24 protein-coding genes and 1 riboswitch are annotated in these 25,211 nt (G+C 59.3%); of the genes, 9 read left to right on the top strand and 15 right to left on the bottom strand.

The window, feature by feature from the left end:
- Window positions 1-190: 190 nt before the first annotated feature.
- The 5 genes from AB3G88_RS04675 to AB3G88_RS04655 form a co-directional block, all read right to left on the bottom strand.
- Window positions 191-835: an MBL fold metallo-hydrolase gene (locus tag AB3G88_RS04675; RefSeq protein WP_099584906.1), complete on the bottom strand. Its 645-nt coding sequence runs from the start codon at window positions 833-835 to the stop codon at window positions 191-193.
- Window positions 836-928: 93 nt separating this feature from the next.
- Window positions 929-3,658: a winged helix-turn-helix domain-containing protein gene (locus AB3G88_RS04670; protein WP_480453406.1), complete on the bottom strand. Its 2,730-nt coding sequence runs from the start codon at window positions 3,656-3,658 to the stop codon at window positions 929-931.
- Window positions 3,659-3,900: 242 nt separating this feature from the next.
- Window positions 3,901-5,265: a DUF1329 domain-containing protein gene (locus tag AB3G88_RS04665; protein WP_480453405.1), complete on the bottom strand. Its 1,365-nt coding sequence runs from the start codon at window positions 5,263-5,265 to the stop codon at window positions 3,901-3,903.
- Between the two features lie 30 nt (window positions 5,266-5,295).
- Window positions 5,296-7,164 (bottom strand): DUF1302 domain-containing protein, encoded by a 1,869-nt coding sequence (locus tag AB3G88_RS04660; RefSeq protein ID WP_480453404.1) that lies wholly within the window; start codon window positions 7,162-7,164, stop codon window positions 5,296-5,298.
- Between the two features lie 331 nt (window positions 7,165-7,495).
- Window positions 7,496-9,178 carry a fatty acid--CoA ligase gene (locus tag AB3G88_RS04655; RefSeq protein WP_099584902.1) on the bottom strand — a complete coding sequence of 561 codons (1,683 nt, stop codon included), beginning with the start codon at window positions 9,176-9,178 and terminating at the stop codon, window positions 7,496-7,498.
- Window positions 9,179-9,431: 253 nt separating this feature from the next.
- Here AB3G88_RS04655 and AB3G88_RS04650 point away from each other — a divergent pair, with 253 nt between their 5' ends.
- Both AB3G88_RS04650 and AB3G88_RS04645 read left to right on the top strand, forming a co-directional pair.
- On the top strand, window positions 9,432-11,471 hold the full coding sequence (locus tag AB3G88_RS04650; RefSeq protein WP_480453403.1) for a lipase family protein: 2,040 nt from the start codon (window positions 9,432-9,434) through the stop codon (window positions 11,469-11,471).
- Window positions 11,464-12,534, top strand: coding sequence for a hypothetical protein (locus tag AB3G88_RS04645; RefSeq protein ID WP_191948243.1), 1,071 nt, complete (start codon window positions 11,464-11,466; stop codon window positions 12,532-12,534). The genes AB3G88_RS04650 and AB3G88_RS04645 overlap by 8 nt, the downstream gene beginning before the upstream one ends.
- A gap of 93 nt (window positions 12,535-12,627) precedes the next feature.
- Here the strand turns inward: AB3G88_RS04645 and AB3G88_RS04640 are convergent, their stop codons facing one another.
- The gene (locus AB3G88_RS04640; RefSeq protein WP_003188636.1) at window positions 12,628-13,260 is read right to left on the bottom strand and encodes a LysE family translocator; all 633 of its coding nucleotides are present in this window, start codon (window positions 13,258-13,260) and stop codon (window positions 12,628-12,630) included.
- Between the two features lie 84 nt (window positions 13,261-13,344).
- Here AB3G88_RS04640 and AB3G88_RS04635 point away from each other — a divergent pair, with 84 nt between their 5' ends.
- The 3 genes from AB3G88_RS04635 (at window position 13,345) to AB3G88_RS04625 (ending at window position 16,184) form a co-directional block, all read left to right on the top strand.
- Entirely contained in the window at window positions 13,345-14,310 is a 966-nt protein-coding gene (locus AB3G88_RS04635; RefSeq protein ID WP_112193507.1) for a 2-hydroxyacid dehydrogenase, read from the top strand.
- Window positions 14,311-14,340: 30 nt separating this feature from the next.
- Entirely contained in the window at window positions 14,341-15,339 is a 999-nt protein-coding gene (locus tag AB3G88_RS04630; protein WP_099587148.1) for a methyltransferase, read from the top strand.
- Window positions 15,340-15,389: 50 nt separating this feature from the next.
- Window positions 15,390-15,511, top strand: a riboswitch (yybP-ykoY riboswitch).
- An 88-nt stretch (window positions 15,512-15,599) separates the two neighbouring features.
- Window positions 15,600-16,184 (top strand): TMEM165/GDT1 family protein, encoded by a 585-nt coding sequence (locus tag AB3G88_RS04625; protein ID WP_099587147.1) that lies wholly within the window; start codon window positions 15,600-15,602, stop codon window positions 16,182-16,184.
- A 75-nt stretch (window positions 16,185-16,259) separates the two neighbouring features.
- Here AB3G88_RS04625 and AB3G88_RS04620 read toward each other — a convergent pair whose 3' ends face one another.
- The 4 genes from AB3G88_RS04620 to AB3G88_RS04605 form a co-directional block, all read right to left on the bottom strand.
- Window positions 16,260-17,078: a M48 family metallopeptidase gene (locus AB3G88_RS04620; RefSeq protein ID WP_099587146.1), complete on the bottom strand. Its 819-nt coding sequence runs from the start codon at window positions 17,076-17,078 to the stop codon at window positions 16,260-16,262.
- A gap of 128 nt (window positions 17,079-17,206) precedes the next feature.
- A complete protein-coding gene (locus AB3G88_RS04615; protein WP_099587145.1) occupies window positions 17,207-17,827 on the bottom strand; it encodes an SOS response-associated peptidase in 621 nt (206 codons plus the stop codon).
- Between the two features lie 36 nt (window positions 17,828-17,863).
- Complete coding sequence (locus tag AB3G88_RS04610; RefSeq protein ID WP_099587144.1) at window positions 17,864-18,124, bottom strand: putative signal transducing protein; 261 nt, start codon at window positions 18,122-18,124, stop codon at window positions 17,864-17,866.
- 11 nt (window positions 18,125-18,135) lie between these two features.
- A complete protein-coding gene (locus tag AB3G88_RS04605) occupies window positions 18,136-18,318 on the bottom strand; it encodes a CPXCG motif-containing cysteine-rich protein (protein WP_099587143.1) in 183 nt (60 codons plus the stop codon).
- A gap of 133 nt (window positions 18,319-18,451) precedes the next feature.
- On the opposite strand from AB3G88_RS04605, the gene AB3G88_RS04600 reads away from it, so the two are divergent.
- On the top strand, window positions 18,452-19,615 hold the full coding sequence (locus AB3G88_RS04600) for a 1-acyl-sn-glycerol-3-phosphate acyltransferase (protein WP_177411508.1): 1,164 nt from the start codon (window positions 18,452-18,454) through the stop codon (window positions 19,613-19,615).
- Window positions 19,616-19,648: 33 nt separating this feature from the next.
- Here the strand turns inward: AB3G88_RS04600 and AB3G88_RS04595 are convergent, their stop codons facing one another.
- Window positions 19,649-19,906, bottom strand: a complete 258-nt coding sequence (locus tag AB3G88_RS04595; RefSeq protein WP_099587141.1) for a hypothetical protein — start codon at window positions 19,904-19,906, stop codon at window positions 19,649-19,651.
- Between the two features lie 184 nt (window positions 19,907-20,090).
- Between AB3G88_RS04595 and AB3G88_RS04590 the strand changes: the two genes are divergently transcribed.
- Window positions 20,091-20,300 carry a hypothetical protein gene (locus AB3G88_RS04590; RefSeq protein WP_099587140.1) on the top strand — a complete coding sequence of 70 codons (210 nt, stop codon included), beginning with the start codon at window positions 20,091-20,093 and terminating at the stop codon, window positions 20,298-20,300.
- A gap of 56 nt (window positions 20,301-20,356) precedes the next feature.
- On the opposite strand, the gene AB3G88_RS04585 is transcribed toward AB3G88_RS04590, so the two are convergent.
- The gene (locus tag AB3G88_RS04585) at window positions 20,357-20,944 is read right to left on the bottom strand and encodes a YajG family lipoprotein (RefSeq protein ID WP_099587139.1); all 588 of its coding nucleotides are present in this window, start codon (window positions 20,942-20,944) and stop codon (window positions 20,357-20,359) included.
- Between the two features lie 194 nt (window positions 20,945-21,138).
- Between AB3G88_RS04585 and AB3G88_RS04580 the strand changes: the two genes are divergently transcribed.
- A complete protein-coding gene (locus AB3G88_RS04580; RefSeq protein ID WP_099587138.1) occupies window positions 21,139-21,372 on the top strand; it encodes a hypothetical protein in 234 nt (77 codons plus the stop codon).
- A gap of 678 nt (window positions 21,373-22,050) precedes the next feature.
- Window positions 22,051-23,559 carry a malate dehydrogenase (quinone) gene (gene mqo, locus AB3G88_RS04575; protein ID WP_099587137.1) on the top strand — a complete coding sequence of 503 codons (1,509 nt, stop codon included), beginning with the start codon at window positions 22,051-22,053 and terminating at the stop codon, window positions 23,557-23,559.
- Window positions 23,560-23,617: 58 nt separating this feature from the next.
- Here mqo and AB3G88_RS04570 read toward each other — a convergent pair whose 3' ends face one another.
- From AB3G88_RS04570 to AB3G88_RS04560, 3 genes are all read right to left on the bottom strand, one after another.
- Entirely contained in the window at window positions 23,618-23,905 is a 288-nt protein-coding gene (locus tag AB3G88_RS04570) for a PA4642 family protein (protein WP_099587136.1), read from the bottom strand.
- 92 nt (window positions 23,906-23,997) lie between these two features.
- Complete coding sequence (locus AB3G88_RS04565; protein WP_480453402.1) at window positions 23,998-24,483, bottom strand: hypothetical protein; 486 nt, start codon at window positions 24,481-24,483, stop codon at window positions 23,998-24,000.
- 60 nt (window positions 24,484-24,543) lie between these two features.
- On the bottom strand, window positions 24,544-25,101 hold the full coding sequence (locus AB3G88_RS04560) for a hypoxanthine-guanine phosphoribosyltransferase (protein ID WP_032886291.1): 558 nt from the start codon (window positions 25,099-25,101) through the stop codon (window positions 24,544-24,546).
- Between the last annotated feature and the right edge of the window lie 110 nt (window positions 25,102-25,211).

Genomic DNA, 25,211 nt, shown 5'->3' with positions numbered 1-25,211 from the left:
TCCTACTTTTGCATTCTGTGGTGCAGAGGACATTGGCAATGGACCAGTGCCGAGTTTTGAACACGACAAATGGCAAAAATTCCGTGACCAATCGCGCAGCTGTAACAAAAGGTTAGCCACATTACCGCTATAGAAAACGTAGCAGATCTCAGCTGAACGCGACCTGCGTTTTTGCTACAACAGATTGCCCTCACGCCCGCACAAATGGATTCTCGCGCATCTCCTCGCCCAAGCGCGTATCCGGCCCGTGACCGGTGACCACCGTGGCGCCCTCGTCCAGCGTGTAAAGCCGCTGTTTGATCGAGCGCACGATAGTGGCCTGGTCCCCACCCCACAAATCCGTGCGCCCCACGCCACGCCGGAAAAGCGTGTCGCCGGCGATCAGCAGCTTGGCATCGGCAAACCAGAAACTCATCGACCCCGGCGTGTGACCCGGCGTATGCAAGGCTACGCCGCAGCCGCAGGCCAATTCTTCGTCATCTTCCAGCCACCGGTCCGGCGACGGCACCGGGGTATAGGGCACGCGAAACATCTGGCACTGCATTTCCAGGTTGTCCCACAGGAACTGATCTTCCTTGTGCAGGTGCAACGTGGCGCCGGTTTTCTCTTTCAACTGGCCGGATGCCAGGAAGTGATCGAGGTGGGCATGGGTGTGGATGATGCTCACAACCTTGAGGCCCAGCGCGTCGAGGCGTGCCAGGATCAGCTCATGGTTGCCGCCGGGGTCGACCACGATGGCTTTTTTGGTGATGGGATCGCCGATGATGGTGCAGTTGCATTGCAGGGGCCCGACGGGGAAGGTTTCGCGGATGAGCGCGGGCGTTGTGGGTTCCATGGGCAGTCCTCGGGTGCAAATCAAATAGCGCTGAAGTAAACGCACTATTAAAACAGAAGGGGAGCGCTTGCCGCTCCAGCGCGAGTAAACACGCTAGCCAATCAACCTAAGCTCCTGCGCCCGCGCCACCGCCTGGGTGCGTCGCTCCACGCCAAGCTTGCTGTTGATGTGGCTGGCGTGGGTCTTGACGGTGTGCAGTGAGATAAACAGTCGGTTGCTGATTTCCTGGTTGGAGCAGCCTTGGGCAATGAGTTGCAACACGGCCAGTTCCCGGACGCTCAGGGCCTCATGGTTAGGTGACACGTCAGCCGCCACAACGACGGGCAGCAGCACCACAAGGCTCTGATTCAGCACGCCCTGGGGATCCTTGCCAAGTTGCTCGCGCATCCAGTCCGGGTGGTTTTCCAGCAGCCTCTGGAAAGGTTGCAACGCTCCTCCGGCACCGGCCTCAAGCGCTCGCGCCAATACCGGCCGCGCCTTGGCTTCCTGACCGCCGTCCAGCAGCAACTGTGCCTGCTGGGTAAGCGCCATCAAGGCAATCATCTGGCGCCCACTGTCATGGGCCTGTTGCGCCAGTGCGTCGAGCCGTTGCAATGCGGCCTCGGGCTGATGGCGGATGGCATCGAGAGCGGCTTGTTGCAGCCCGATATGTTGCGGCAAATGCGGGTGGAATTCCGGCGCAGCGGCAGCCTGCTCGCCATTGTAGGTCTGCCCCAGCCGCGTCAACCAGGCGTCGGCCAGGTCGGTGCGGCCCTGGGCCAGCCACAGCTCGCATTTGATCAGGGTGATCATCGCCAGGTAGTAGATGGGCGGCACGTCCCAGATATGCATCAAGCGTTCGGCCTCGGCGAGCTCGGCGAAGGCTTTGGAGAAGTCATTGCGCCGCCCTTCGAAGCTGGCGATCACGCAATGGCCGATCAGGACGCTGATGTCGCGACAGGCGCGCGCCTCCGCCAGGCCTGCGCGCAGATGGGCGATACCGGCTTCCGGCTGATTGCGCACCAACAGCAGATAACCTTCGTACAACGACAAACGCGCACGTACCGCGTAAAGCCGCTGCGGCGCCAGCCCGTGCAAACGTTGCAGGCCCTGGCGTACTTCATCAAGAGCCCGCAGGATTTCGCCGCGTGCTTGCAATACCCGCGCACGATCGTAATGGGCCAAGGCTTCAAACAACGGGTTGCCGACGCGCTGCGCCAACTCCAGTGATTCGCGGTTCAGCCCACGGGCGCGCCACAAGTCACCATTGGCAATCGCCAGGTTGGACAGCGTCGACAGGCACACCAGACGTTGCCCGTAACGCCGTTGCGGCAGACTTTCCAAGGCCTCGCTGCAATAACGCTCAGTCAACTCACGGTCACCCCGGCCACGAGCGATAATCCCGCTCAGCGCCAGCCACTGGGCCAGCATCGACTTTTGCGCCGTGGCCGACGGAGCGGGCAGGAAGCGACTGAGGTAGCCGGACAGTTCTTCCGCGGCATCCAACTGACAGGCCAATCCCAGTGCCCAGCTGTACAGCACGATCAAACGCGGTGTGCTGATCAACAGACTGTCGGGCAAGTCCATTTTCCAACGCAGCAACATGCCGACATTCTGCTCGGCCAGCAGCTGCTCTTCGGACAGGTTCTGCACCAGGCTGGCCGCAACGTCCAGGTGCCCGGCGCGTAACGCCTGCTCTACCGCCTCGTCGATCAAGCCTTGGCCGTTGAACCAGCGGCAAGCGCGCAGGTGCAGGCTGGCGGCCGGCAGTACATTGCAGCTCGCACGGCGGGTGCGCAGCAGGTCGGAGAATAAATGATGATAGCGGTACCAATGGCCCTGCTCGTCCAAGGGCACCAGGAAAACCTGGTGGGCTTGCAGGTAACGCAGGATCTCGGCGCTGTCATGGGCTTCGCGCACGGCGTCGCACAATTCGCCGCAGAAACGATCCTGGGGGGCCGTATCGAACAGGAACGCCTGCACTTCGGGCGGCAGGCAGTCGATCACCTCTTCCAGCAAATAATCGCGGATCAGCCCTTCCCCACCGTGCAGGTTTTGCGGCAAGGCGCCTTCGTTGCCAGCTTCGGAAGCCGCCAGCAGCCAGAAGCGCAGTCCCGCCACCCAGCCTTCGCTGCGGCGGATCAGGTTGTCGAGGGCCTCACCGCTCAGGGAACTGCTGTGGCGATCCAACAGCGCCTGGGATTCGGCATGGGTCAGGCGCAGGTCTTGCTCGTGCAACTCCAACAGGTGCCGCGACAGGCGCAAGCGTGCCAGATGCCAGTCCGGGCGCTGGCGACTGGTAACCAGTACCACCAGGCCGTCAGGCAGATGATTGAGAAAAAATTGCAGGCAGCGGTCCAGCACCGGGCCCTGGGCCAGGTGATAGTCGTCCAGCACCAGCAGCAACGGCGCCCGCGTGGACAGATGGACCGCCAGCTCATCAAGCAAGCCATCCAGCCATTCTTCAAAGGCAAAAGGTTGGTGACGCTGGCGCATTTTCAGCAGGCCCAGGGATTGGGCGCCGAGTGCGGGGAAGTACTGCTGCAACCCTTCGAGCAGACGCTCAAGGAATCGTCCTGGGTCGTTGTCCCGAGGGCTCAGGCCCAGCCACAGGCTTTGCCAGTGGGATGGCAGGCTCTGGCAGAACTCCACCGCCAACGAACTCTTGCCGAAACCCGCCGGGGCGCTGACCAACAGCAACCGCCCGTCGAGGCCGGCGCTCAGCCGTTCACACAGGCGTGGGCGCAGCACGTAGCCGTCAGGCAGCGGAGGCCTGTAGAAGCGACCTTCCAGGGTCGGGATTACCACACTGGCAGGCCCATGGATTCGGGACAGATCAGTCATCGCCGGGCTCTTGTAGAAGGCTGTTGTCGGCATTGCAGATGTCCGCAGACTAGCGGTAAAAGCAGCAGGTTTGTAGATCTTTGCAACATTTGCCTGAAAAAGAACTGCGACAAAAAATATCGCCACAAACAAAAAGTGGGAGGGGGCTTGCTCCCGATGGCGGTGGGTCAGTCAATGCCTAGGCTGACTGTCACACTGCTATCGGGGGCAAGCCCCCTCCCACATTGGGTTACAGCTGCAGCTTAGCGAACACCGTCCTGGCGCAAGGCCGCTGGGGTGAAGTCGCTGGTGGTGGCGGTGAAGCCGAAGTCATACGCCTGCTTCTCTTCGTTCTTCATGCCCAGGGCCAGGTAGCGGCCGGACTGCAGGTCGTAGAGGGTTTCCAGGGCGTACCACGGCACTTGTTTGTCGTAGTAGTTCTCGGCATGGGCTTCGGCGACGCGCCACAGTTGGCCACGACCATCGTAGTGATCGATCACCGCGGCTTGCCAGGTGTCTTCGTCGATGAAGAAGTCACGCTTGGCATAGATATGGCGCTGGCCTTCCTTCAAGGTGGCGACCACGTGCCAGACGCGGCGCAGCTCGTAGCGTGTCAGGTCCTGGTTGATGTGGCCGGCCTTGATGATGTCGGCGTACTTGAGCTTAGGATCATCGATCTTGTAGCTGTTGGAGGCGATGTAGATTTCCTTCTTGCCTTCCAGTTTCCAGTCGTAGCGATCCGGCGCACCGTTGTACATATCGAGGTTGTCGGAGGTACGCAGGCCATCGGCTGCGGTGCCTGGTCCGTCATAGGACACTTGTGGCGCGCGGCGCACACGGCGCTGGCCGGCGTTGTAGACCCACGCCGAACGCGGTTCCTTCACTTGGTCCAGGGTTTCGTGCACCAGCAGCACACCACCGGCCAGGCGTGCTGGCGCGGTCACTTGCTGCTTGAAGTAGAACAGCACGTTGCCTGGGTTTTTCGGGTCGAAGTCCTTCATCTTGTCGCGGAACACGAACTGGTCGCGGAAGTACACCAGGCTGTAGGAACCGTTGGTTTGCGGCGTGGCCTGGGTCACCAGGCGGGTCACGCTGCCACCGCGATAACGGGTGATGTGGTTCCAGATAACCTCGACGCCCGTTTTCGGAATCGGGAACGGCACGGCCGTTTCGAAGTTCTCAAGGCCGTTGCCGCCGGACACCAGGTTGGTGGTGGTGGCGTTCTTCTTGATGGAGTCGAACACCGCCGCCGGCACGGTGGCGCCACGATGGGTCGGGTAGACCGGCATCTTGAAGGTTTCCGGGTAACGCTTGAACATCGCGTACTGCCCCGGTGCCAGCTTGTCTTTGTACTGCTCGACGTTTTGCGCGGTGATGGTGAATTGCGGCTGTTCACTGGCGTAAGGGTTGGCCAGGAAACCTTTAGAATCCACAGCCCCCGCATTGGTCGGCATCGGCGACCATTTCGGGATGGTGCCGGCCGCGTTACCGGCCATTTCCGCGCCCATCGGGGTCAGGCTGGTGCCCAGCTTGGCGGCTTCATCCGCCGACACTGCCGCCATGACGTTGCTCGCCAGGATCGACAGTCCAAGCACACCCACGTGCAACAGACTTTTGGTTATTTTCATGTTCTGGTTCTTCCTGAAAATACAGTGTGCTTAGAAGTTCGCGCCGAAGCTCAGGGCGACGAAGTCGCGGTCATTCACCGTGCTGAAATCACCACCGAAGAAGTTGGTGTAGGCCAGGCTGGCGGTGTAGGTGTTCTGATATTCGGCATCCAGGCCAAGGCTGACGGCCTTGCGGCCTTCTTCGAAGTTGGCGCCAGGACCCGGGGAGTACCCCTTGACGTCATGGGACCAGGCCACGTTTGGCTTGAGGTTGACGCCAGCGAACACATCCGGGTATTCCCAGATGGCCCGACCGCGATAACCCCAGGAAGTGGCGGTGGTGAAGCCATCATTGTTGCAGTTAGTGTTCAAGCTATTGGCATTGGCCAGCCCCCCACCTTGTGCAGTAGACGTGTTCAAGTTCGCACAGGCGTTGTTGGGCAGCGATCCAGGGCCGAAGACAGGGTCGCGACCGTAGCGAACGTCAGACTTGCTCTCCAGTCCGCCCACATGGGTTACGCCGACTTCACCCACCAGGGTCAAGCGGCTGGCGCCCATGACTTGGTCGAAGAAGTGGGTAAAGGTCGTTTGGAACTGGCTGATTTCTTTACGCCGATAACCATGCAAGTCCTGACCGGGAGCCCCGTTCAGCAACGATGCATTGCCCAGCACCGGACCACCAAGCGGCTTCACACCCGCAAACAGAATGTCGGTGGTGCTCAGTTGAACGGGGGCGTTAGGACGATAACTAAACTCGCCACTCCACGCGGTTCCCGTAGGCAAGGTGGTGGAGAAGCTCAAACCATAAAGACGAATGTCCTCAGGGTACTCAACGAAATAATTGGAGTTACCCGCGACCACCAACGGACGCAATTGACCAGGCAGACCTGGCGTTGCGCCGGTGTATTTCGATTGCGGGGCGCCCTGGGCACTGAAGATCGGAGCGCGACTGTGGTAGTTCATGAAGTATGCGCCGAACTCTGTATCCAGAGGCTCGTAGTTGTAATGGAACGCTGCACCGAACTGACCACTGTCGCGCGCATCACGATCAGGGCCGCGGCGCACCAATACGCCCTCGTTATTGACGTCGACGCCGTTCGCGGCAAGCCCTGGCAGTACTGCGCCAGGCAGGAAGCGACGGCTGTTCAGCACTCGCAAATTGTTACTACAGCCATCGGAAATAACATCAGGCTGCGAGAAGAACGTCCCGCAGTTATCCGTGACGGTCTGGTCCCATTCCAACTGATAAAACGCTTCCGCCGACAAGTTATCGGTCAGGGTTTGCGACACATAGAACATGTTGACCGGAATCAAGCCTTCCTTGATTTCGGCACCCGGACGACGGAACGCAGACACATCGATCGGGTTGATAGAGTTGATGCCGCCGCCGATGAAGGTACTTTCACCCCAGCTCACTACCTGCTTACCGAACCGCACGTTGCCGGGCTGATCGGCGATGGAATAGTTGTGGTAGATAAACGCATCGAGTATCTGCCCACCAGAAGACTTGGCGCCCTCTTTGCGATTGTTATCGCTGATGTCCTTGAACTCGCGGCTCTCGTCCTTGAGTTCGAAGTCGTACCAGTACTTGCCACGCACAAACACACCGGTATCGCCGTACTTCAGCTCCAGGTCATGAATCCCCTTGAAGATCTTCGAGAACGTTTCGCCACGTTTGAAGTTCAAGTGACCGTCATCGGAGGTCTGGGACAACCCCTTGCCACCGTTGTTGACGCCGATAAGATCCCGGTCAGGCTTGGCTGTCGACCAGCTCGCCCCCACAGAGAGCGACGAGTCAAAACTCCCTTCGATTTCACCGATATTGAAACTGACGCCGAATGCGGGCCCGGCGAGCGTAGAGGCGAGGCTGACGGCCAATGGCAATCTTGCCCGGCGCCAGAACTGGTTTACTGAGGTCATCGACGCTACTCCATGTGCATTATTGTTATGGCAGTGAGTTCTTTTGTGATGCTTGTAACGGCCGGAATACAACGATTCCAATGCCGCCCTGGCAACTGAACCTCCATGGCCCGAAGCGACGCATCCTTGAAAAACTCTGAGTAGGACTATAGCCAGCAGGGGGTACCGCTTGATCCCTCTAAAGTGTGATTCGCATCACCGACCCGTCTGCCACAGCCCTTTCGCCATGTCGGCAAAGGCCGACGCGGAGAGGATGGCTGAAAATCGGAAAATCACAAGTAGAGGCTCAAGATAGAGCATTGCCGTGCCCGAACGGGCACGGCGAGGGGCATCAGAGAGTGGACAGGAAGGTACTGTTGTTGGCCTGCCATTCGATGATGTCGATACGGATACGTTTTTTATCGAGTTTGCCGACACTGGTCTTGGGAATTTCAGTAACAACGGCGATCTGGCTTGGAATCGCCCACTTGCTCAAATGGCCCAATTCGACAAAAGGCTTGAGGTGTTCCTTGAGCTCGCGGGCCCCTATCATATGGCCATCATGCACCACCAACAGCGCAAACGGGCGCTCGCCCCACTGCGGATCGGCGATGCCCACCACCGCTACTTCGCGTACCGCCGGGTGACGGCTGACCAGGTCTTCGAGGGCCAGTGAGGAGATCCACTCGCCGCCGGTCTTGATCACGTCCTTGATGCGGTCGCGGATATCGATCACGCCAAATGCATCCAGCGTGGCCACGTCGCCGGTGTGCATCCAGCCGCCAGCCCACAGCTCGGCGCCCTTCTGCGGCTCGTTGAAATAACCTTCGCTGAGCCACGGCGCACGCAACACCAACTCGCCCTGGGACTCGCCGTCGGCGGGCAGGAAGTTACCCTCGGTGTCCATGATCGCCGCTTCCACCAACGGTCCGGGCACGCCGGCCTTGATGCGATAGGTGATGCGCTCGTCTTCGCTGCCGGCCAGCAGCTCTTCGTTGAGATGGGCGCAGGACACCAACGGGCCAGTCTCGGACATGCCGTACGCGGCGGTCAGTTGAATCCCACGCGCCTTCGCCGCCTCATACAGCGAGCGATTGAGCGCGCTGCCGCCGATGACGATTTTCCAGCCGGCAAAATCCACGCCTTGGGCGGCCTTGGCGTTGAGCACCATTTGCAGGATGGTCGGCACGCAGTGGGAGAAGGTGACCTTTTCCTTGCGCCACAGCTCCACCAGGTATTCCGGGTCGTAGCGGCCAGGGTAGACCTGCTTCAGGCCAAGCATGGTCGCCACATACGGCAGGCCCCAGGCGTGCACGTGAAACATCGGCGTGATCGGCATGTACACGTCGTTGGTGCCCAGCAGGCGCACGCTGTCGATGCTGCCCATGATGGTCGCCACGCCGATGGTGTGCAGTACCAGTTGGCGATGGGTGAAGTACACGCCCTTGGGATTGCCGGTGGTGCCGGTGGTGTAGAAGGTGGTCGCGACGGAATGCTCGTCGAAATCCTCGAAGTCATACTTGGGGCTGGCGGCGGCGAGCAGGGTTTCGTACTCGCCCACCAGATTCGGCAGCTCGGCAGTCTTTGATTCGCCATCAGTGAGCAGCAGAGTCTTGTCGACGGTAGTGAGCTGCCCGGCGATGGCCTGGTACAGGCCCACGAACTCACTGTTGACCAGCACAAAGCGGTCTTCGGCGTGATTCATGGTGTAGAGAATTTGCTCCGGCGACAGGCGCACGTTGATGGTGTGGATCACCGCGCCGATCATCGGGATGGCGAACATGCATTCCAGGTAGCGATGGCTGTCCCAATCCATCACTGCCACGGTGTCACCGGCCTTGACCCCGGCTTCGGTCAGCACATTGGCCAAGCGCGCGACCCGTTCGATCAAGGTCGGGTAGGTGTAGCGCAGCTTGTCGCGATAGACGATTTCCCGGGTCTTTTCGTAGCGAGCACCGGACATCAGCAGGCGCTTGATCAACAGTGGATATTGGTACGCACCTTCGGCGGGGGGAATAACACGGGTCTGCAACATACGAATCCCTTTTATGACTGCACGGTCTTGGGTGAACGATCTGCACTGTAGAGCGCTTATGTTTCAGCCAAATCAGCCAAAGGAATGATTTGCAGAGGCCGGGGAATGCTAGCTTTGAGCCATTATCAATCCTTTCCCATACATCTTCAGATCAGGAAGTCACCTGCTTTGAAAAGCGAACCTTCCGACATTCGTCACCGATAGCAACTCTTTACGCTTTGGGTTTTCGCCATATCCATTGCTAAGGACTGCCATGTACAACGATCCCATGCACCGCACGGACACCCTCAATCCGTACAAGGATTTTATAGGCGGTGAACAGATAAAGCATTGGATCGAGTTCCAGTTGCTGGACGAGCAGGGCGAGCCGCTGGCGAACTTGCCCTATCGGGCGGTGAATGAGGCCACTCGTGAACGCTTTGTGCTGGAGTTTGTTGGCCGCACCGATGCTGAGGGTGTGATTCGCATCGAGGGCCTGCATCCGTTGCCTATCACGCTGTTGATGGAGGCAGATCCTTTAGCCGTCCAACTGCAAACCCGTCGATTGCGTGCTGAACGCGCCGAGCCGCCCCGGCCAGATATTGGGGACCGTACACCGATACATGGTCCGCAACGCTCAGGCTTTTCACCGATTGAGACGCAGGCACTGAATGCGGGGTACTGCTACCACTATCTGCGAATCGGTCAACTATGTGACCAACTACCAATAATCAAACCGCCCTTGGACGATTCGACTCAGCTACCGGCGTTTCATTTCCCGGAGCGGAAGTTCAGCGGCTTCACCGTCAGCGATGCGGAACTGGATCGTCGCCATGTGCTGGAAATCTGCCCCTTTCGCGCCTGGTCGCTGCTGTTGCATCACCAACCTGAGTACAGCCTGGTCAATGCCTACAACTTGGGCTTGATGAGTATTTTGTCGTATAGCAATCGGGATGAGCACGAACTGGGTTCCGTGAATCAGTTCTTCGAGCAGCAATGCCTGGATCTGTCGCGTACACCTAGGGTCTGGGATAACGGCCAGGTTTGGCCCTGTGTGGTGGTAGATGTGCCCTTCGGTGATCGCTATACAACAGTCAAGGCGTTGGGCACTGCCAAAGAAAAGCCACCGGAAGGTCATACCCAGCTCTTTTACGCTATCAGCGCCTCCCAAGTATTGGTGGCGTGGCGCGGAACTGAGATGGACGGTTTCGCAGATTTAATTACTGATGCGACCTTTCGTCCTGTGAAATCTGAGGTCGCGGCGGTTTGCGAGCCCAAGGTTCCTTGCCCCGACCTCACCGCTGTGGGCAGTGTGCACCTTGGCTTTCGAGATGCATTTGAGGTAGCGAGACGGGTTTATACCCAACATTTGGGGCAGACGATTTTTAAGGGGATTGATGGTAAAAAGCTGTTCATCTGCGGCCATAGCCTGGGCGGCGCCCTCGGCCTCATCCACGCGGCCTCGCTGAAAGACCATAACCCCTTGCTCTATACCTACGGGATGCCCCGAACCTTTACCCTCCACGCCGTGCAATTTTTAGGCGACCTCAGGCACTTTCGCCATGTCAACGACATGGACGCCATTCCTCGCGTGCCCCCCGAGGCCGCGCTGGACAACTACCTGTATGACATCTACGGCCCTATGGGCCTGCTGGCCGGGTTTAGTTGGTCGCTACGTCAAGCTGTTACCAGCGCCCTGTTCAAGCATGAAGACCCATACAGCCATCACGGTGAGATCGCCCTGTTTCTCCGTACCGAACAACACCAGCAACAAGAATTCACCCCATACCCCGCTTACCGCAGACCTGACGGCTCGCCTTATCGCAGCACGCTCACTTATGAACTGCCGATAAAAGCCAAGTTGTATTTGGTCCCAAGCCTGAGCGAGGACAGTGATCAGCAGGCTGAGCAGGCCACGCAGCGCCTCAATACCTCCCTGACTGCAGAAAGCCGAGCCAGGTTCTTCCCGCGCTACAGCCTCCCGACGACGTGGCGAATGCCGCGTATTGGCGATCATTACATGTCGCAATACCAACCCTATATCCACAACCAATTACTGGAATCGATTGACGCCGAGCGTGATCCGTTACTGGAGCGGCAGATAGAAAGGCACAAGTTCGAACAGCAGATGAAGGACTACTACGGGAGCATTCATGCAGACGAATTGGCCCGCAGTCGCATTTTTCTCGACTTGCAGGCCCTGGTAGACCAGGCCCTGCCTGTCACCCAGCAAATGGAGGGCGGAGCGGAAGCGCTGCAACGCTTTAATGCCATTGCCGACCCCAAAGCGTATTACGAGAAAATTTATGGTTAAGCCTATCAGTTCGCTAAAGGTCGAAACCGGGTTTACCCGACTGCTCAGTTTCGCGTGCGTGATGTTTTTCAGCCTCAGCGGCTGTCGCCAGGATTACAGCCTGGCACCGCCGGCCAACAGCGAAACAATAACCGTCACGGTGAAACTGCCCAAGGAACTGAAAACCGAAACCATGTGGGTGATGTATCGCTCGCCCATCTGTAAGAGCATCAGACGCGGCCCCAGCGGCCAACGCATGGAACGGGATGGGCATCAGTCGGTTTACAAGGAATTGGAGCGCCAAGGAGAGAGCGATCTTTACCAGGTGAAACTGCCAAAAGATGGAGGAGGAGCGTGCCGCTGGCACTTGGCGAATGTGACGTTTGGTGTGGAATATGCCGACCCGACGCGGTTTGGCGAGAACGTGACTTATGGCGCTGGTGGAGGCGTGATCGCGATATTTGACTACAACGACTCTCCACAAGGAGGAGCCGATATCAAGGTTGACGGAGATTTAACAATCAAAAAGGACTATTACCCTTGGATACATGAAAGTTTTATAGGCGGGTACAGCAAGACTATAAATTTGGCGAGTGAAGGTGGCATCTACATTAACTATCAGGCATTGCAGGCGCGAACAGTGTATTTCGAACCTGTTTTTCACTCTTCGGTACTGGTTCGTTCGGAAGGGTCAAAGGTACACAAAGTTGGCAATTTCATTAAATTCACCTACCCCGACGGCAGTGTCGTGGCCGACGGTCAATCGAAGCCAGACTTCTGGAAACTACAAAGCCTGCGCACAGGACGCGCCCCTGAATGTTTTTCACGCTGGCGTTATGTGGATTGCCCGGACCCGCGCCCGCAGTTATTACCCGAATGGCTCCCAGAACCGGATAAGCCTGGGTATGGGCGCTACGTCATTGTGGACGAATGGGGGAAAAGACTGCCTTCATATGGCTATAGGCTGGTCGGGAATAACGGTCAAATATTCGAGGAGAAGACGGATGTCGAGGGGTTTACAGACCCGTTGCCGGATAACGCACATCCAATACGTGAAGTCGACTTCCCCGGCAGGAGACGGTGATGTCGACTATGCGAAAATTGGCATTCGAACCCGCTCGACTCTGCCCAGGACAGCTCCATATTCCACCTTGACCCTACCATAAGAAATCTCGACTCACTTCATACTGGTAAACGCCAACTTCACCCCAATCGCAATCAAAACCGCCCCCATGGTCCGATCAAACCAATGCCCCATCCGCGCAAACCCGGCGCGCACGCGCTGTTGGCTGAACAGCATGGCCACCAGGCAGAACCACAACGCCGTCGCCACCGCCAGGTACACACCGTAACCCGCCTGTACGGCCAGCGGCGTGTGCGGGTTGATCACCACGGTGAACAGCGACAGGAAGAACAACGTGGCCTTAGGGTTCAAACCATTGGTCACAAAGCCCGCAGTAAACGCGCCGCGTGGTGTGCGCTCGCCCGCTTCACGGTGCAACTCGCCCTCGGCGGCGGGCTTGGCCGGCTGCGCGCGCAGGGCTTTGAAGCCGATATACAGCAGGTACGCGGCCGCCGCCCATTTCAGTGCATTGAACAGCACAATGGACTGGGACACGATCAAGCCGATCCCCAGCAACGAGTAACCCACGTGCAGGAAAATCGCCGAGCCCACACCCAGTGCGGTCCAGGTGCCGGCGCGACGGCCATGGGTCACGCTTTCGCGTACTACCACGGCGAAATCCGGGCCTGGGCTGGCCACTGCCAACAGGTGGATCAAGGCCACGGTCAAAAACTCGGCGACGTACATACTCACTCCATTAAGTAACGGATTATTTCATCTGATAGGCTCGGCAGATTACGCCTTCGAACCCTGTCGCAAAAGGTACAGTTGATGACGAACAATCGCCGCGCCGTCTTCCTTGATCACCCCTCCCTGGACCTGGGGGACCTCGACCTCAGCGGTCTAAGAGACTGCTTCAGCGACCTGCAGTTGTACTCGGACACCACGCCGCAGAATGTGATTGAGCGCCTGCAAGGTGTGCAGGTGGTCATCAGTAACAAGATCGTCCTCAACAGCGAAACCCTGGCGGCCTGCCCGGAACTCAAGTTGATCCTGGTATCGGCCACCGGCACCAACAACGTCGACCTTGAGGCCGCCCGCGCCCAGGGCATCACCGTGAGCAATTGCCAGGGCTACGGTACGCCATCGGTGGCGCAGCATACGATCATGCTGCTGCTGAACCTGGCGACGCGCCTGAAGGACTATCAACGGGATGTGGCCGCTGGCAAATGGCAACAGGCCAAGCAGTTCTGCCTGCTCGACCATCCTATCGTCGAGCTGGAAGGCAAGACCCTCGGCCTGCTGGGCCACGGCGAACTGGGCGGCGCGGTAGCCCGGCTGGCCGAAGCGTTTGGCATGCGCGTGCTGCTTGGCGCGATTCCGGGTCGCCCTGCCCGCGCAGACCGTGTACCTCTGGATGAGCTGCTCAGGCAGGTCGACGCCCTTACCTTGCATTGCCCACTCAACGAGCATACCCGCGACTTTATCGGCGCCCGCGAACTCGCACTGCTCAAGCCCGGCGCGTTGGTGGTCAATACTGCACGCGGTGGTTTGATCAACGAACAGGCGCTGGCGGATGCCTTGCGCAGCGGTCACTTGGGCGGCGCAGCCACCGATGTGCTGAGTGTGGAGCCACCGGTCAACGGCAACCCGTTGCTGGCTGATGACATTCCCCGGCTGATCGTCACCCCGCACAATGCCTGGGGCAGTCGCGAAGCGCGGCAGCGCATCGTCGGCCAACTGACGGAAAACGCCCTGGGCTTTTTCAGCGGCGCCCCGCTGCGCGTCGTCAGTTGATAAACTGCGCCCCTTTTCAAGGAGCAGACCATGGATCCGCGCAGTGAAGTACTGCTTCGTCAGGCCGAACTTTTTCAAGGCAACCTGTTGCTGGTGGGCTTGCCCGCCGACGACCTGCTGGGCCGCCTGCCCAACGCCCACGCCTGGTGCTGGCATGCCGGCGATCAGGCAGCGCTTGATGCGCGGTTCCCCGAGCGCAGCCAATTTGGCGTGAACGTGCCGGAGCGTGAGTTCGACGCTGCGGTGATCTTCCTGCCCAAGTCCAAGGACCTCACCGATTACCTGCTCAACGCCGTCGCCGCACGCCTGCCCGGCGCCGAGCTGTTTCTGGTCGGCGAGAAAAAAAGCGGTATCGAAAGCGCCGCCAAACAGATGATCCCGTTCGGCAAACCGCGCAAGCTCGACAATGCACGGCACTGCCAGCTGTGGCAGATCACCGTGGCTAACGCGCCGCACGCGGTGGAACTGGAAAGCCTGGCGCAAGTGTTTGAAGTGCCGCTGGCCGAAGGCCCGCTCAAAGTCGTGAGCCTGCCGGGGGTGTTCAGCCATGGTCGCCTGGACCGTGGTACCGAGTTGCTGCTGGAGCATTTGGACAAACTGCCGAGCGGCCATCTGCTGGACTTCGGTTGCGGCGCAGGCGTGTTGGGGGCTGCGGTGAAACGTCGCTACCCGCACAACAGCGTGACGATGCTGGACGTGGACGCCTTCGCCGCCGCCAGCAGCCGCCTGACACTGGCGGCCAACGGCCTGGAGGCCGAGGTGCTGACCGGTGATGGCATCGATGCTGCACCGATGGGCTTGAACGCGATTCTTAGCAACCCACCGTTCCATGTCGGGGTGCACACCGATTATTTCGCTACCGAGAACCTGCTGCGAAAAGCGGCGAAACACCTGGCAAAAGGTGGTGAACTTCGGCTGGTTGCCAACAGCTTCCTGAAGTACCAGCCGCTGATCGAAGAGCATTTGGGCGTGTGTGCGATCAAGGCTGAGGGCAATGGTTTTCGCATCTACCGTGCCAAGCGCCCCTGATGGCGCTTTGAAAAAGAAGGCTTGCCGAATGGATTTTGCCTAGGCAGAATCCGCTCCGTCCTAGGGGAGTAGTCTCCCACGAGCGCCACGCTCGTCCGGCATACGTCAACATACTTGGTCAACAGACCATGGCGTATGCGACCCAGGAGTCCGCACAGACGGACCGGGGTTTGACAAGACCTATGACACGCACACCTTACCCGGGGCGGGAAGGCTGTACGTGTCATAGCCGTGTCGACCCGCCCCTGGAAACTTACCTGATGCTGGATTCATTACTCGTTCCTACCGCAATCGTTGCCTTGGCCGAAATCGGCGACAAGACGCAACTGCTCGCGCTCATTCTCGCTGCTCGCTTTCGCAAGCCCTGGCCCATCATCGCCGGCATCGTCGCCGCGACCCTGGCCAACCATGCGGCCGCCGGTGCCGTGGGTGCCTGGTTTGGCAGTTTCTTCTCCGACGCGGTGTTGCACTGGATCCTCGCGGCGAGCTTCTGCGCCACCGCCCTATGGACCCTGGTGCCGGACAAACTCGATGACGACGAAGCCAGCACCACACGCAAGTTCGGGCCATTCCTGACCACGCTGATTGCGTTTTTCCTGGCGGAAATCGGTGACAAGACCCAGATCGCCACGGTGATGCTCGCCGCGCAGTACCCGGAGCTGTGGCTGGTGATTATCGGCACCACCCTGGGCATGTTGATTGCCAACGTACCGGTGGTTCTGGCGGGGAATTTTGCGGCGGAGAAACTGCCACTGACGATGATTCGTCGACTGGCGGCGACGGCGTTCTTTGTGTTGGCGATTGTCGCGGTGTACAAGGCCATGCAAAGCAGTGGCTGGATCTAAGGATCCAAGCCTGCAAACCCAATCAAATATGGGAGGGGGACAAGCCCCCTCTCACATTTAGATCCTCATCAAGCCTTAGGACTTCTTGGCCTGCTGGTAGAGCGGCATCACCTTCGGAATCGCCGCCTGCAACGAGGCAATCCGGCTGTCGGACGCGGGGTGAGTGCTCATGAATTCCGGCGGCGAACCTTCCGAAGCCTTGGCCATCTTGTTCCACAGCGTGATGGCGGCGTTCGGGTTGTAGCCGGCGCGGGCCGACAGCTCCAGGCCAATCAGGTCTGCCTCGTTTTCATTGCTGCGGCTGTTCGGCAAGGTCATGCCGTAGTTGGCCACGGTGTCGGCCAGTGCCAGGCTGTCCTGGCCCAAGCCGAACAACGCACCGGCGCCCTGCTTGGCGATCTCGATACCATACGCCTTGGACATTGCCTCACGGCCGTGCTCGCGCAAGGCATGGGCGATCTCATGGCCCATCACCGCTGCCAACTCGTCATCCGTCAACTTGAGATTGTCGATCAATGCGCTGTACACAAAGATCTTGCCGCCTGGCCCGCAGTTGGCGTTCATCTCATCGCTCTTGATCAAATTCACTTCCCACTTCCACTGCGCTGCGTCAGGGCGGAAGGTGGGCGCCTGGGCGATCAAACGCTTGGCGATAGCCTGCACACGCTTGGCGTTGGCACTGGTCTTGTCCAACTGGCCTTTGGTACTGGCTTCACCCAAGGTCTGTTGGTAGGACTGGGCATACATCTGGTCGACTTCCTGACTCGACAGCATGCTGAACATGTACTGCTTGCGCTCAACCCCAACGGCGCCACCGCTGGTGGTATTGACCGACTGACACCCTGCCAGCAGCATTGCCGCCGCCAATACGCTTACCGCCACTGTTTTTTTCATCAACACTCGCTCCCTGAAAAACACCCATAAAACATCGCGCGTATCGTAGGCGCTCATTTGTATCGGCGCCAGATACAACAGACGCTTAACCGCTGATTTTCAGATACATCCCACAGCGGCGTTCAGGTTCAAGCCGGCGTCAGGCACTCCGGCCCGTTGAGCTTGGGATCGTTGACCATGTTGGCCAGGACTCGCTCGCGCAGCGCGACGGGCTCACTGGCCAGCAAGCTTTGCAGCACATGCAACGGCGTTTCGGGATCAAGCCAGGCGGCCTGCCCAGCCGCGTCCAGGATCAACGGCCGGCGCTGGCTCTGGGCGGCCTGCGTCACCACAGCAGTGCTCAGCCACACTTGCTCCTGCACCGGATAGGCCTCCCAGATCGCCGCAAAAAACAACGTGGAGCCCTCCCCCGGCGTCAGCCAATAGGGGCGTTTGCGCTGGGTGCCGCGCCATTCATAAAAGCCGTTGGCCGGCAGCAGGCAGCGACGCTGGCGGAAGGCTTCGCGGAACATCGGCTGCTCGGCCAGGGTTTCGGCGCGGGCGTGGGCCGGTGTGCGGGAAAGGTCAGTCAGCCAGGGCGGCGTAAGGCCCCAACGGGCGCGGGCCAGGGTGCGCTGGCCGTCGTTCAGGCGCTGGATGAGCACCGAATCATTCGGGGAGATGTTCCACTGGGCCTGCTGGTCGACGGGAAAACCCGGCAAGGCCGCAAAGGCAGGATTCCAGCGAAACAGGGCATAACGTCCACACATGGGGCAACACGACTCTTGGGTAAACCGGCCGACAGCCTAACAGACCAGCACGTCGGGGAAGCTGTCGGGTTCATCGCCGGGCACGGGTTGCGCACCGATGTAGGCGGTGATCAGCTCGCGGGCATCCACGGCCCGGTCGTTGTCCACCTCCAGCCCCAGCAGGCCGAAAATCGGCAGCTCGCCGGTGCCGCCGAGCAAATGCCGCCCCACCAGGTGCGCCTCGATGCCCTCGCTGGCGAGCATCTGTTGCAGCAACTCGCCCTCCATCAGGTTTTCCGGTTCGTAGATTCGCTGCATAGGTTTGCCTGTTATTCGTTTTCGCTTCGGGTTTCGAGCATCCACTCATCACCATGCACCTGCAGGTTGCACGTGATCGGCCTGCAACACACCTGACAGTCTTCTATGTAAACCTGATCACCGCCGGACAAGTCCACCGTCGTCTCGACCTCTTCACCACAATAAGGACAATCGTAGGTCGCAGTTTCCAGCATCGCAGTCTCCCAAGTGACTTGTGCGTATAATCGCCGGTCTATTTACAGGGCTATTGTCCGGCCGGGCCAATTACCCGTACCGCGCCCTGGTATTTCCTTTACTTACCCTAGCCGTTTCTAACAAGAGAGCATGATGGGCGAATTCGATACCATCCGACCTTACAACGACAGCGAAGTCCCGGCAGTGCTGGACCGACTGTTCAGTGACAAGGCCTTTCTGGACATCCTGACCCACTTCCGCTTCCCGCGCTTTGCCGGCGCCCTGGGCTGGCTGCTCAAGCCGATGATCGCCCGCAAACTGCGCCGTGAGTTCGCCGGTGTCACCACCGTGGCGACGCTGCAGGACAAAGTCGAGTATTACGTCGACCATACCATTGACCGGGCGACCGACGGCGTGACCTATAGCGGCGTCGAGCAACTCAAGTCGGGCAGTGCCTACCTGTTTCTGGCCAACCACCGCGACATCGTGATGGACCCGGCCTTCGTCAACTACGCCGTGTACCACGCCGGCCTGCCGACGCCGCGTATCGCCATCGGCGACAACCTGCTGCAAAAGCCGTTTGTCAGCGACCTGATGCGCCTGAACAAGAGCTTCATCGTGCACCGCTCGATCACCGGGCGAAAGGAGAAGATGGCCGCGTTCAACTTGCTGTCGGCCTACATCAACCATTCGATCCGCAACGACTGCCAGTCGATCTGGATCGCCCAGGCCGAAGGTCGTGCCAAGGATGGGGATGACCGCACCGAGTCGGCGATCCTCAAGATGTTCCACGTCAGCCGCAAGGACGAACCGTTTGCCGAGGTGATCCAGTCGCTGAACCTGACCCCGGTGTCCATCAGCTACGAGTACGACCCGTGCGATACGGCCAAGGCCCGCGAGCTGTATATCCGCGCCACCACCGGCACCTACGTCAAGGCGCAGGGTGAAGATGATGTGAGCATTGCGTTGGGCATTACCGGCTACAAAGGCCGCGTACACATCAACTTCGCGCCGCCGATTACCGAGCGCTTCGAAGACACCAAAGTGCTGGCCGTGGAAATGGATCGACAGATTCTCGGCGGTTATCGGCTGTTCCCAGTGCACTACCTGGCGTATGCCCAATGGAGCGACGCCGACCCGCAATTACAGGTGCCAAAGGCGGCCGAGGTGTTCCCGGCGGATGAACTGGCCAAGGCGAAGGCCGAGTGGGAGCGGCGCCTGAATGAATGCCCGGAGGAACACCGGCCATTTCTGGTGGTGCAATACGCGACGCCGGTGCGCAATCAGTATCGGGTGAAGGCCGGAATCCCTCTCTGAACACCGATCAAAAATGTGGGAAGGGGCGGTTTTTTAGATTCGGGTGCTGAGCCAGGATATGGCCAGCCCCAGCCCCAGACAGGCGAAGCCAATCCGGTAAGCCACCCGATGCGCCCGTTCGGTGCGCACATCCAGGAACAGCATGGGCTGATCGATGGCCCGGTCTTCGCTTTGTGCGGTCAACTCGGCCATGGCGCGTTGTTCGCGCAGGCGGGTAATGAACAGAAGCGCCGCACCGGGGCAGGCTACCAATAAAGCCACAGCATTGATCAATAGTGCGGGCAGCGCCATCACAAACCTCAGGAAAACAGTGTCTGGGTATCCGTGCAGATACCTACATAAACGGACAGTGGCCTCCAGCGCCTAAAACACTCCATCCCCCATGGACGGTTAATGTATCCAGTAATTTACAGCGTCACCTGAACGTCACCTTAACAAGCCACTCTGTTGCCCTTCGAACGTTCGGGAGCTTGTCATGCTGCACGCGCACAACCAGGATCGGCTGTATCTGATTGCCCAAAGCGATGAGCAAGAGGCGCTGGTCGGCGGCCTTGCGTTCAACGTGCAGGACCGCCATTGGCTGGTGTATTGCGCCCTTGGCGGGCACCAGCATGCGGACTTGCCGGAGGCCGATCTGTTGACCGGGGTGAGCATGCTGGACTTCTGTATCGACACTGCCGCGTGAAACTGAAGACGAAAAAAAAACGGGCTCATCACTGAGCCCGGTCTTTATCTGGACAGTTACTGCGCGCTGAGCAAGGAACCGATGCTTGGGTCCTTGAACAGGCGGGTCAAGGCGTCACTCAGGACATCGCTGACCAGCTTGGTGTTGGTTTCCTGGTTCGGCGACATGCCGAAGCGCTGGTTCAACGATGCGCCGTAGCGGCCGCTGTAGCGACGGGTACCGGCGGTGACGTCGGACTTGAACGTTGCGCCGATGGCGGCTTCAGTCACGTACAGGCCTTCTTTAGGCGACTGATACTTCAGTTCCGCCAAGGTGATGGTCAGCTGAGGAGCGCCTGGTGCGTTGGCGCTCGGCGTGAAGCCCAGCAGGCGCACGGCCGCTTCGGCCTGGGCCTGCAACTTGGGCAGCACGTCCTGGCCAGTCACCGAGATAAGCGCGGTCTCCGGGTACAGGCCACCGCGAGAGCCCAACGTAGGCGAAGGACGACCATCCACGACACGCACCGACACCGGCTGACCATGACCTACCGGGGCCAACTGCGTGGTGAGCTTCGGTTGTGGGCTCAGTTGTTGCGGGCTGTTGGCGCAGCCAACCAAGGTCAAACTGGTCACAGTGATCAAACCGAACAACAGGCGTTGCAACATGCGCTTCTCTCCAGAAATCAGGTACCGACAGGCCGGCAGTATAGCGGGGCGCCCCCGCAGGGAACTAGCGTCAGTTACAACCTATGACTCGTCGCCTCGGCAGCGGTTCGCTGTCATTGATATGTCATAGCCGTTACATCGACTCGTCATCCCCACACGGCATGCTTAGCCTCAATCTCAGGAGGGCTCTCGCCATGCAATTTCTCTGGTCACTGTTTACCCGCAAGCCGGCCCTTCGTCAGTTCGCCCGGCTCGATGCACAAGGCCGTTGCCAGGCGTTCAAGGAATGCAGCCAGGCGCCTGTGGGCGACGGCTGGGTGGAAATCGATGAAATCCGCCTGAGCTGGATGCATCACCCGCTCCCCGCCCGTGCCCGTGTAAGCCCACGTCCTGTGCGGTCGCCACGTCACCAGCCGTTGGCCGCCTGACCGAATACCTAATAAAAGTCATAAAACACGCCCATTTCCCTGACGTTCTTCGCTACAATCTCCCCCCGATTATAAGGACGTCTCCTGATCGGGCCTCGCAGCACGTTAATGCCTCGGTATTAACCCCCCAAGAATCGCCCACAGAGAGCCGCCCACACAGATCGAGTGAAGCTGGCGCGCTTGCTGTTTCCTTTGCAAACCACCCGCCTCTACCGAATCTGCCAGAGCTGCCATTGCGCCCGGCCACTGTGCCAGCCCGCGGCAGCCCTTTTTTGAGGTTCACGTCTTCAAAAGAGCGTGAAAAAACGGGTTTTCACAACTTCACAAGAGTGTGGCGAGCAAATGAATAGTTTGGCGTTTGTACAAGCACCATCAGCGTCTGGAACAGCCCAATCACACAGGACCGAGTATTCCTCAATCACCGGAGCTTGAGCCTGTCCGCTACGGATTGATTGCACGAATTGCACGCTTTGACCATAAGTCGAATTGCCACAGGCGCCCATGAATGCGTTCATAGGCGAATGAGGCAGGCAGGAAGCGTGCGCTGACGTTGCAAAGAATTGCGAAACGGACATGGCGATCCTGGCCATGGGTAACCTGGGGCAACACGTGAACCGCCCCGTCACTCCTGGCAGCCATGCCGTCAATTTGGTGCTGCAGATTTTGGAGACGCGTTAAATGGCGCATAACGAAGCAGTCGACGTAGTACTGGTAGGGGCCGGCATCATGAGTGCCACCCTGGCCGTATTGCTCAAAGAGCTCGACCCCGGCCTCAAGCTGGAAGTCGTTGAGCTGATGGATTCGGGTGCCGCGGAGAGTTCCAACCCGTGGAACAACGCCGGTACCGGCCACGCCGGGCTGTGTGAGCTGAACTACACGCCCCAGGCCGCCGATGGCTCCATCGACATCAAGAAAGCCGTGCACATCAACACCCAGTTCGAGGTGTCGAAGCAGTTCTGGGCGTACCTGACCAAAAAAGGCACCTTTGGCTCGTCCAAGTCCTTTATCAGCCCGGTGCCGCACCTGAGCTTCGTGCAGGGCGACAAAGGCGTGTCTTTCCTCAAGAAGCGCTTTGAATCCCTCAGCCAGCACCATGCGTTTTCGGACATGCACTACACCGAAGACCGCAGCGAGATGGCCGAGTGGATGCCGCTGATGATGCCGGGCCGCCCGCTCGACGAAAAAATCGCCGCCACTCGCGTCATGAACGGCACCGACGTCAACTTCGGCGCCCTGACCAACCAGTTGCTCGGCCACCTGACCAGCTCGCCGGATGCCCAGGTCAAGTACAGCAAGCGCGTTACCGGCCTCAAGCGCAACGGCGCCGGCTGGACCGTGAGCATCAAGGACGTCAACAGCGGCACCAGCCGTGAAGTGGACGCCAAGTTCGTGTTCCTCGGTGCCGGTGGCGCGGCCCTGCCGTTGCTGCAAGCCTCGGGCATCGAAGAAAGCAAAGGTTTTGGCGGCTTCCCGGTCAGTGGCCAGTGGCTGCGTTGCGACAACCCGGAAGTGGTCAAGCACCACCAGGCCAAGGTCTACAGCCAGGCCGCCGTCGGTTCGCCACCGATGTCGGTGCCGCACCTCGACACCCGCGTGGTGGATGGCAAGAAATCCCTGCTGTTCGGGCCCTACGCCGGCTTTACCACCAAGTTCCTCAAGCACGGCTCGTTCCTTGACCTGCCGATGTCGATTCGTGCTGGCAACATCGGCCCGATGCTGGCCGTGGCCCGCGACAACATGGACCTGACCAAGTACCTGGTCAGCGAAGTGCGCCAATCCATGGAGCAGCGCCTGGAATCCCTGCGTCGCTTCTACCCTGAGGCGAAAGCCGAAGACTGGCGCCTGGAAGTGGCCGGCCAACGGGTACAGATCATCAAGAAAGACCCGAAAAAAGGCGGCGTGCTGCAATTCGGCACCGAGCTGGTCGCGGCCAAGGACGGCTCCCTGGCAGCGCTGCTGGGCGCTTCTCCGGGCGCTTCGGTGACCGTTTCGATCATGCTGGAGCTGATTGAACGTTGCTTCCCGGCCAAGGCTGCGGGTGAGTGGGCAGCCAAGCTGCACGAGATCTTCCCGGCACGGGAGAAAGTCCTGGAGACCGACGCCGAGCTGTATCGCAAGATCAACACGCAGAACAACATCAGCCTGGAGCTGGTGGAACAAAGCAACGAGGCCGAAAGCTACGCTTGAGGCATTGCTGCCATAAAAAAAACGCCCCCCCGGGGCGTTTTTTTATGGCTGGGGAAAATCAGCCGCGGGCGTTTTCGATCAGCTCTATGTACTCAGGCGCATTGCGCTGGTCCTTGATCAGATCAACAAACGTCTGGCCATGTTCATCCTTGCCATCCAGGTCCAGGCCGGCTTCCTTGAAAAAGCCCAGGAACCGCTCGAAGTCGTCGATACGCAGGCCACGGTAGGCCTTGATCAGTTTGTGCAGGGACGGTGAAGTCGCGTCAACCGGCTCGAAGTCCAGGAACAACTTGATCTGATCGTCGCCGATCTCGTCACCAATCACCTGTTTCTTATCTTTACGCATTACCGACTCCAGCCTGCAGACATTTACACGGGATTTGAAGTCTACCTGTGTGACGCAAGCTCCGAAAGCAGTGGAGATCCAAGGTGTTTTGATTATTTGGTGCGGACTGCACCGGTGTGCAGGTCCGCCCAGATATGCCCGTTGGCATAACTGAGGAACTGCACATACACCGTGTCATTGCGCAGCAAATCGACGATCACCCGGTATTGGGCCACCGGATACGACAGCGTCAGCGTCTTGTTCTTGTCATCAAACACCGGCTTTTTCAGGCTTTTGCTTTCGGCATCGAAATTGAGCACCACCTGGCTGATTATCGCGCCTTTGTTCAGGGACTTGCCCTTGAGGCGGATCATCAACGGCGACGTCACCGGGATCGGTTGCTGGTTGGATTGGCGCTGGTTGCCCACCACCACCGCGTACTCGGTGACTTGCAGCAACTGCTGCTGGTCAGGGGTTTCAGTGCGCAGCGTCAGGTCATCCGGCGGCAGGAATTGAGCATGCATCGGCGCCGGAGCGGCGGCCAGGGGCAAACTCAGGGTCAGCGCCAGGACGGCGCACGTGCGAATCAACAGGCTCATGTACAGCTCCAGGCGCGGGGGCCACGCACGATAGCATGACAACCCTGCGCCAGGCCTGGGTCACATGCCTTTGACGGCGTAGATCCCATTGGCGTTGCGCCAGTAACCTTTGTAGTCCATGCCGTAACCGAAGATGTAGCGGTCAATGCATGGCAGACCGACGTAATCGGCTTTCAGGTCCGGACGGGCCTTGCGGTCGTGGTCTTTGTCGATCAGCACGGCGGTGTGCACTTTGCGCGCGCCGGCGTGTTTGCAGAAGTCGATGATCGCGCCCAGGGTGTGACCTTCGTCGAGGATGTCGTCAATGATCAGCACGTCGCGGTCGATGAACGAGACTTCCGGCTTGGCTTTCCAGAACAGGTCGCCGCCGGTGGTTTCGTTGCGATAGCGGGTCGCGTGCAGGTAGGACGCTTCCAGCGGGAATTGCAGGTGGGTGAGCAATTTGCCGGCGAAAATCAGGCCGCCGTTCATCACGCAGAAGACCACCGGATTGGTGTCGGCCATTTCGCGGGTGATGTGGGCGCCGACCTTGGCGATCGCAGCTTCGACTTGCGCTTCGGTGTACAGGCAATCAGCCTCACGCATGATTTGACGGATATGCTCAAGATCAGCGGACATGGCGCTCTCCAAAGGGGTGCTGTGGCAAGAAAAGCGGGCGAAGGTACGCTTCTCATGCGCTCCGGGCAAGCCTTAATGGACTAACGTACTAGATGTCTATAGGACAACAC

This window comes from Pseudomonas arvensis, assembly GCF_056688935.1.
This window is presented reverse-complemented; position numbering and strand designations above follow the sequence as displayed.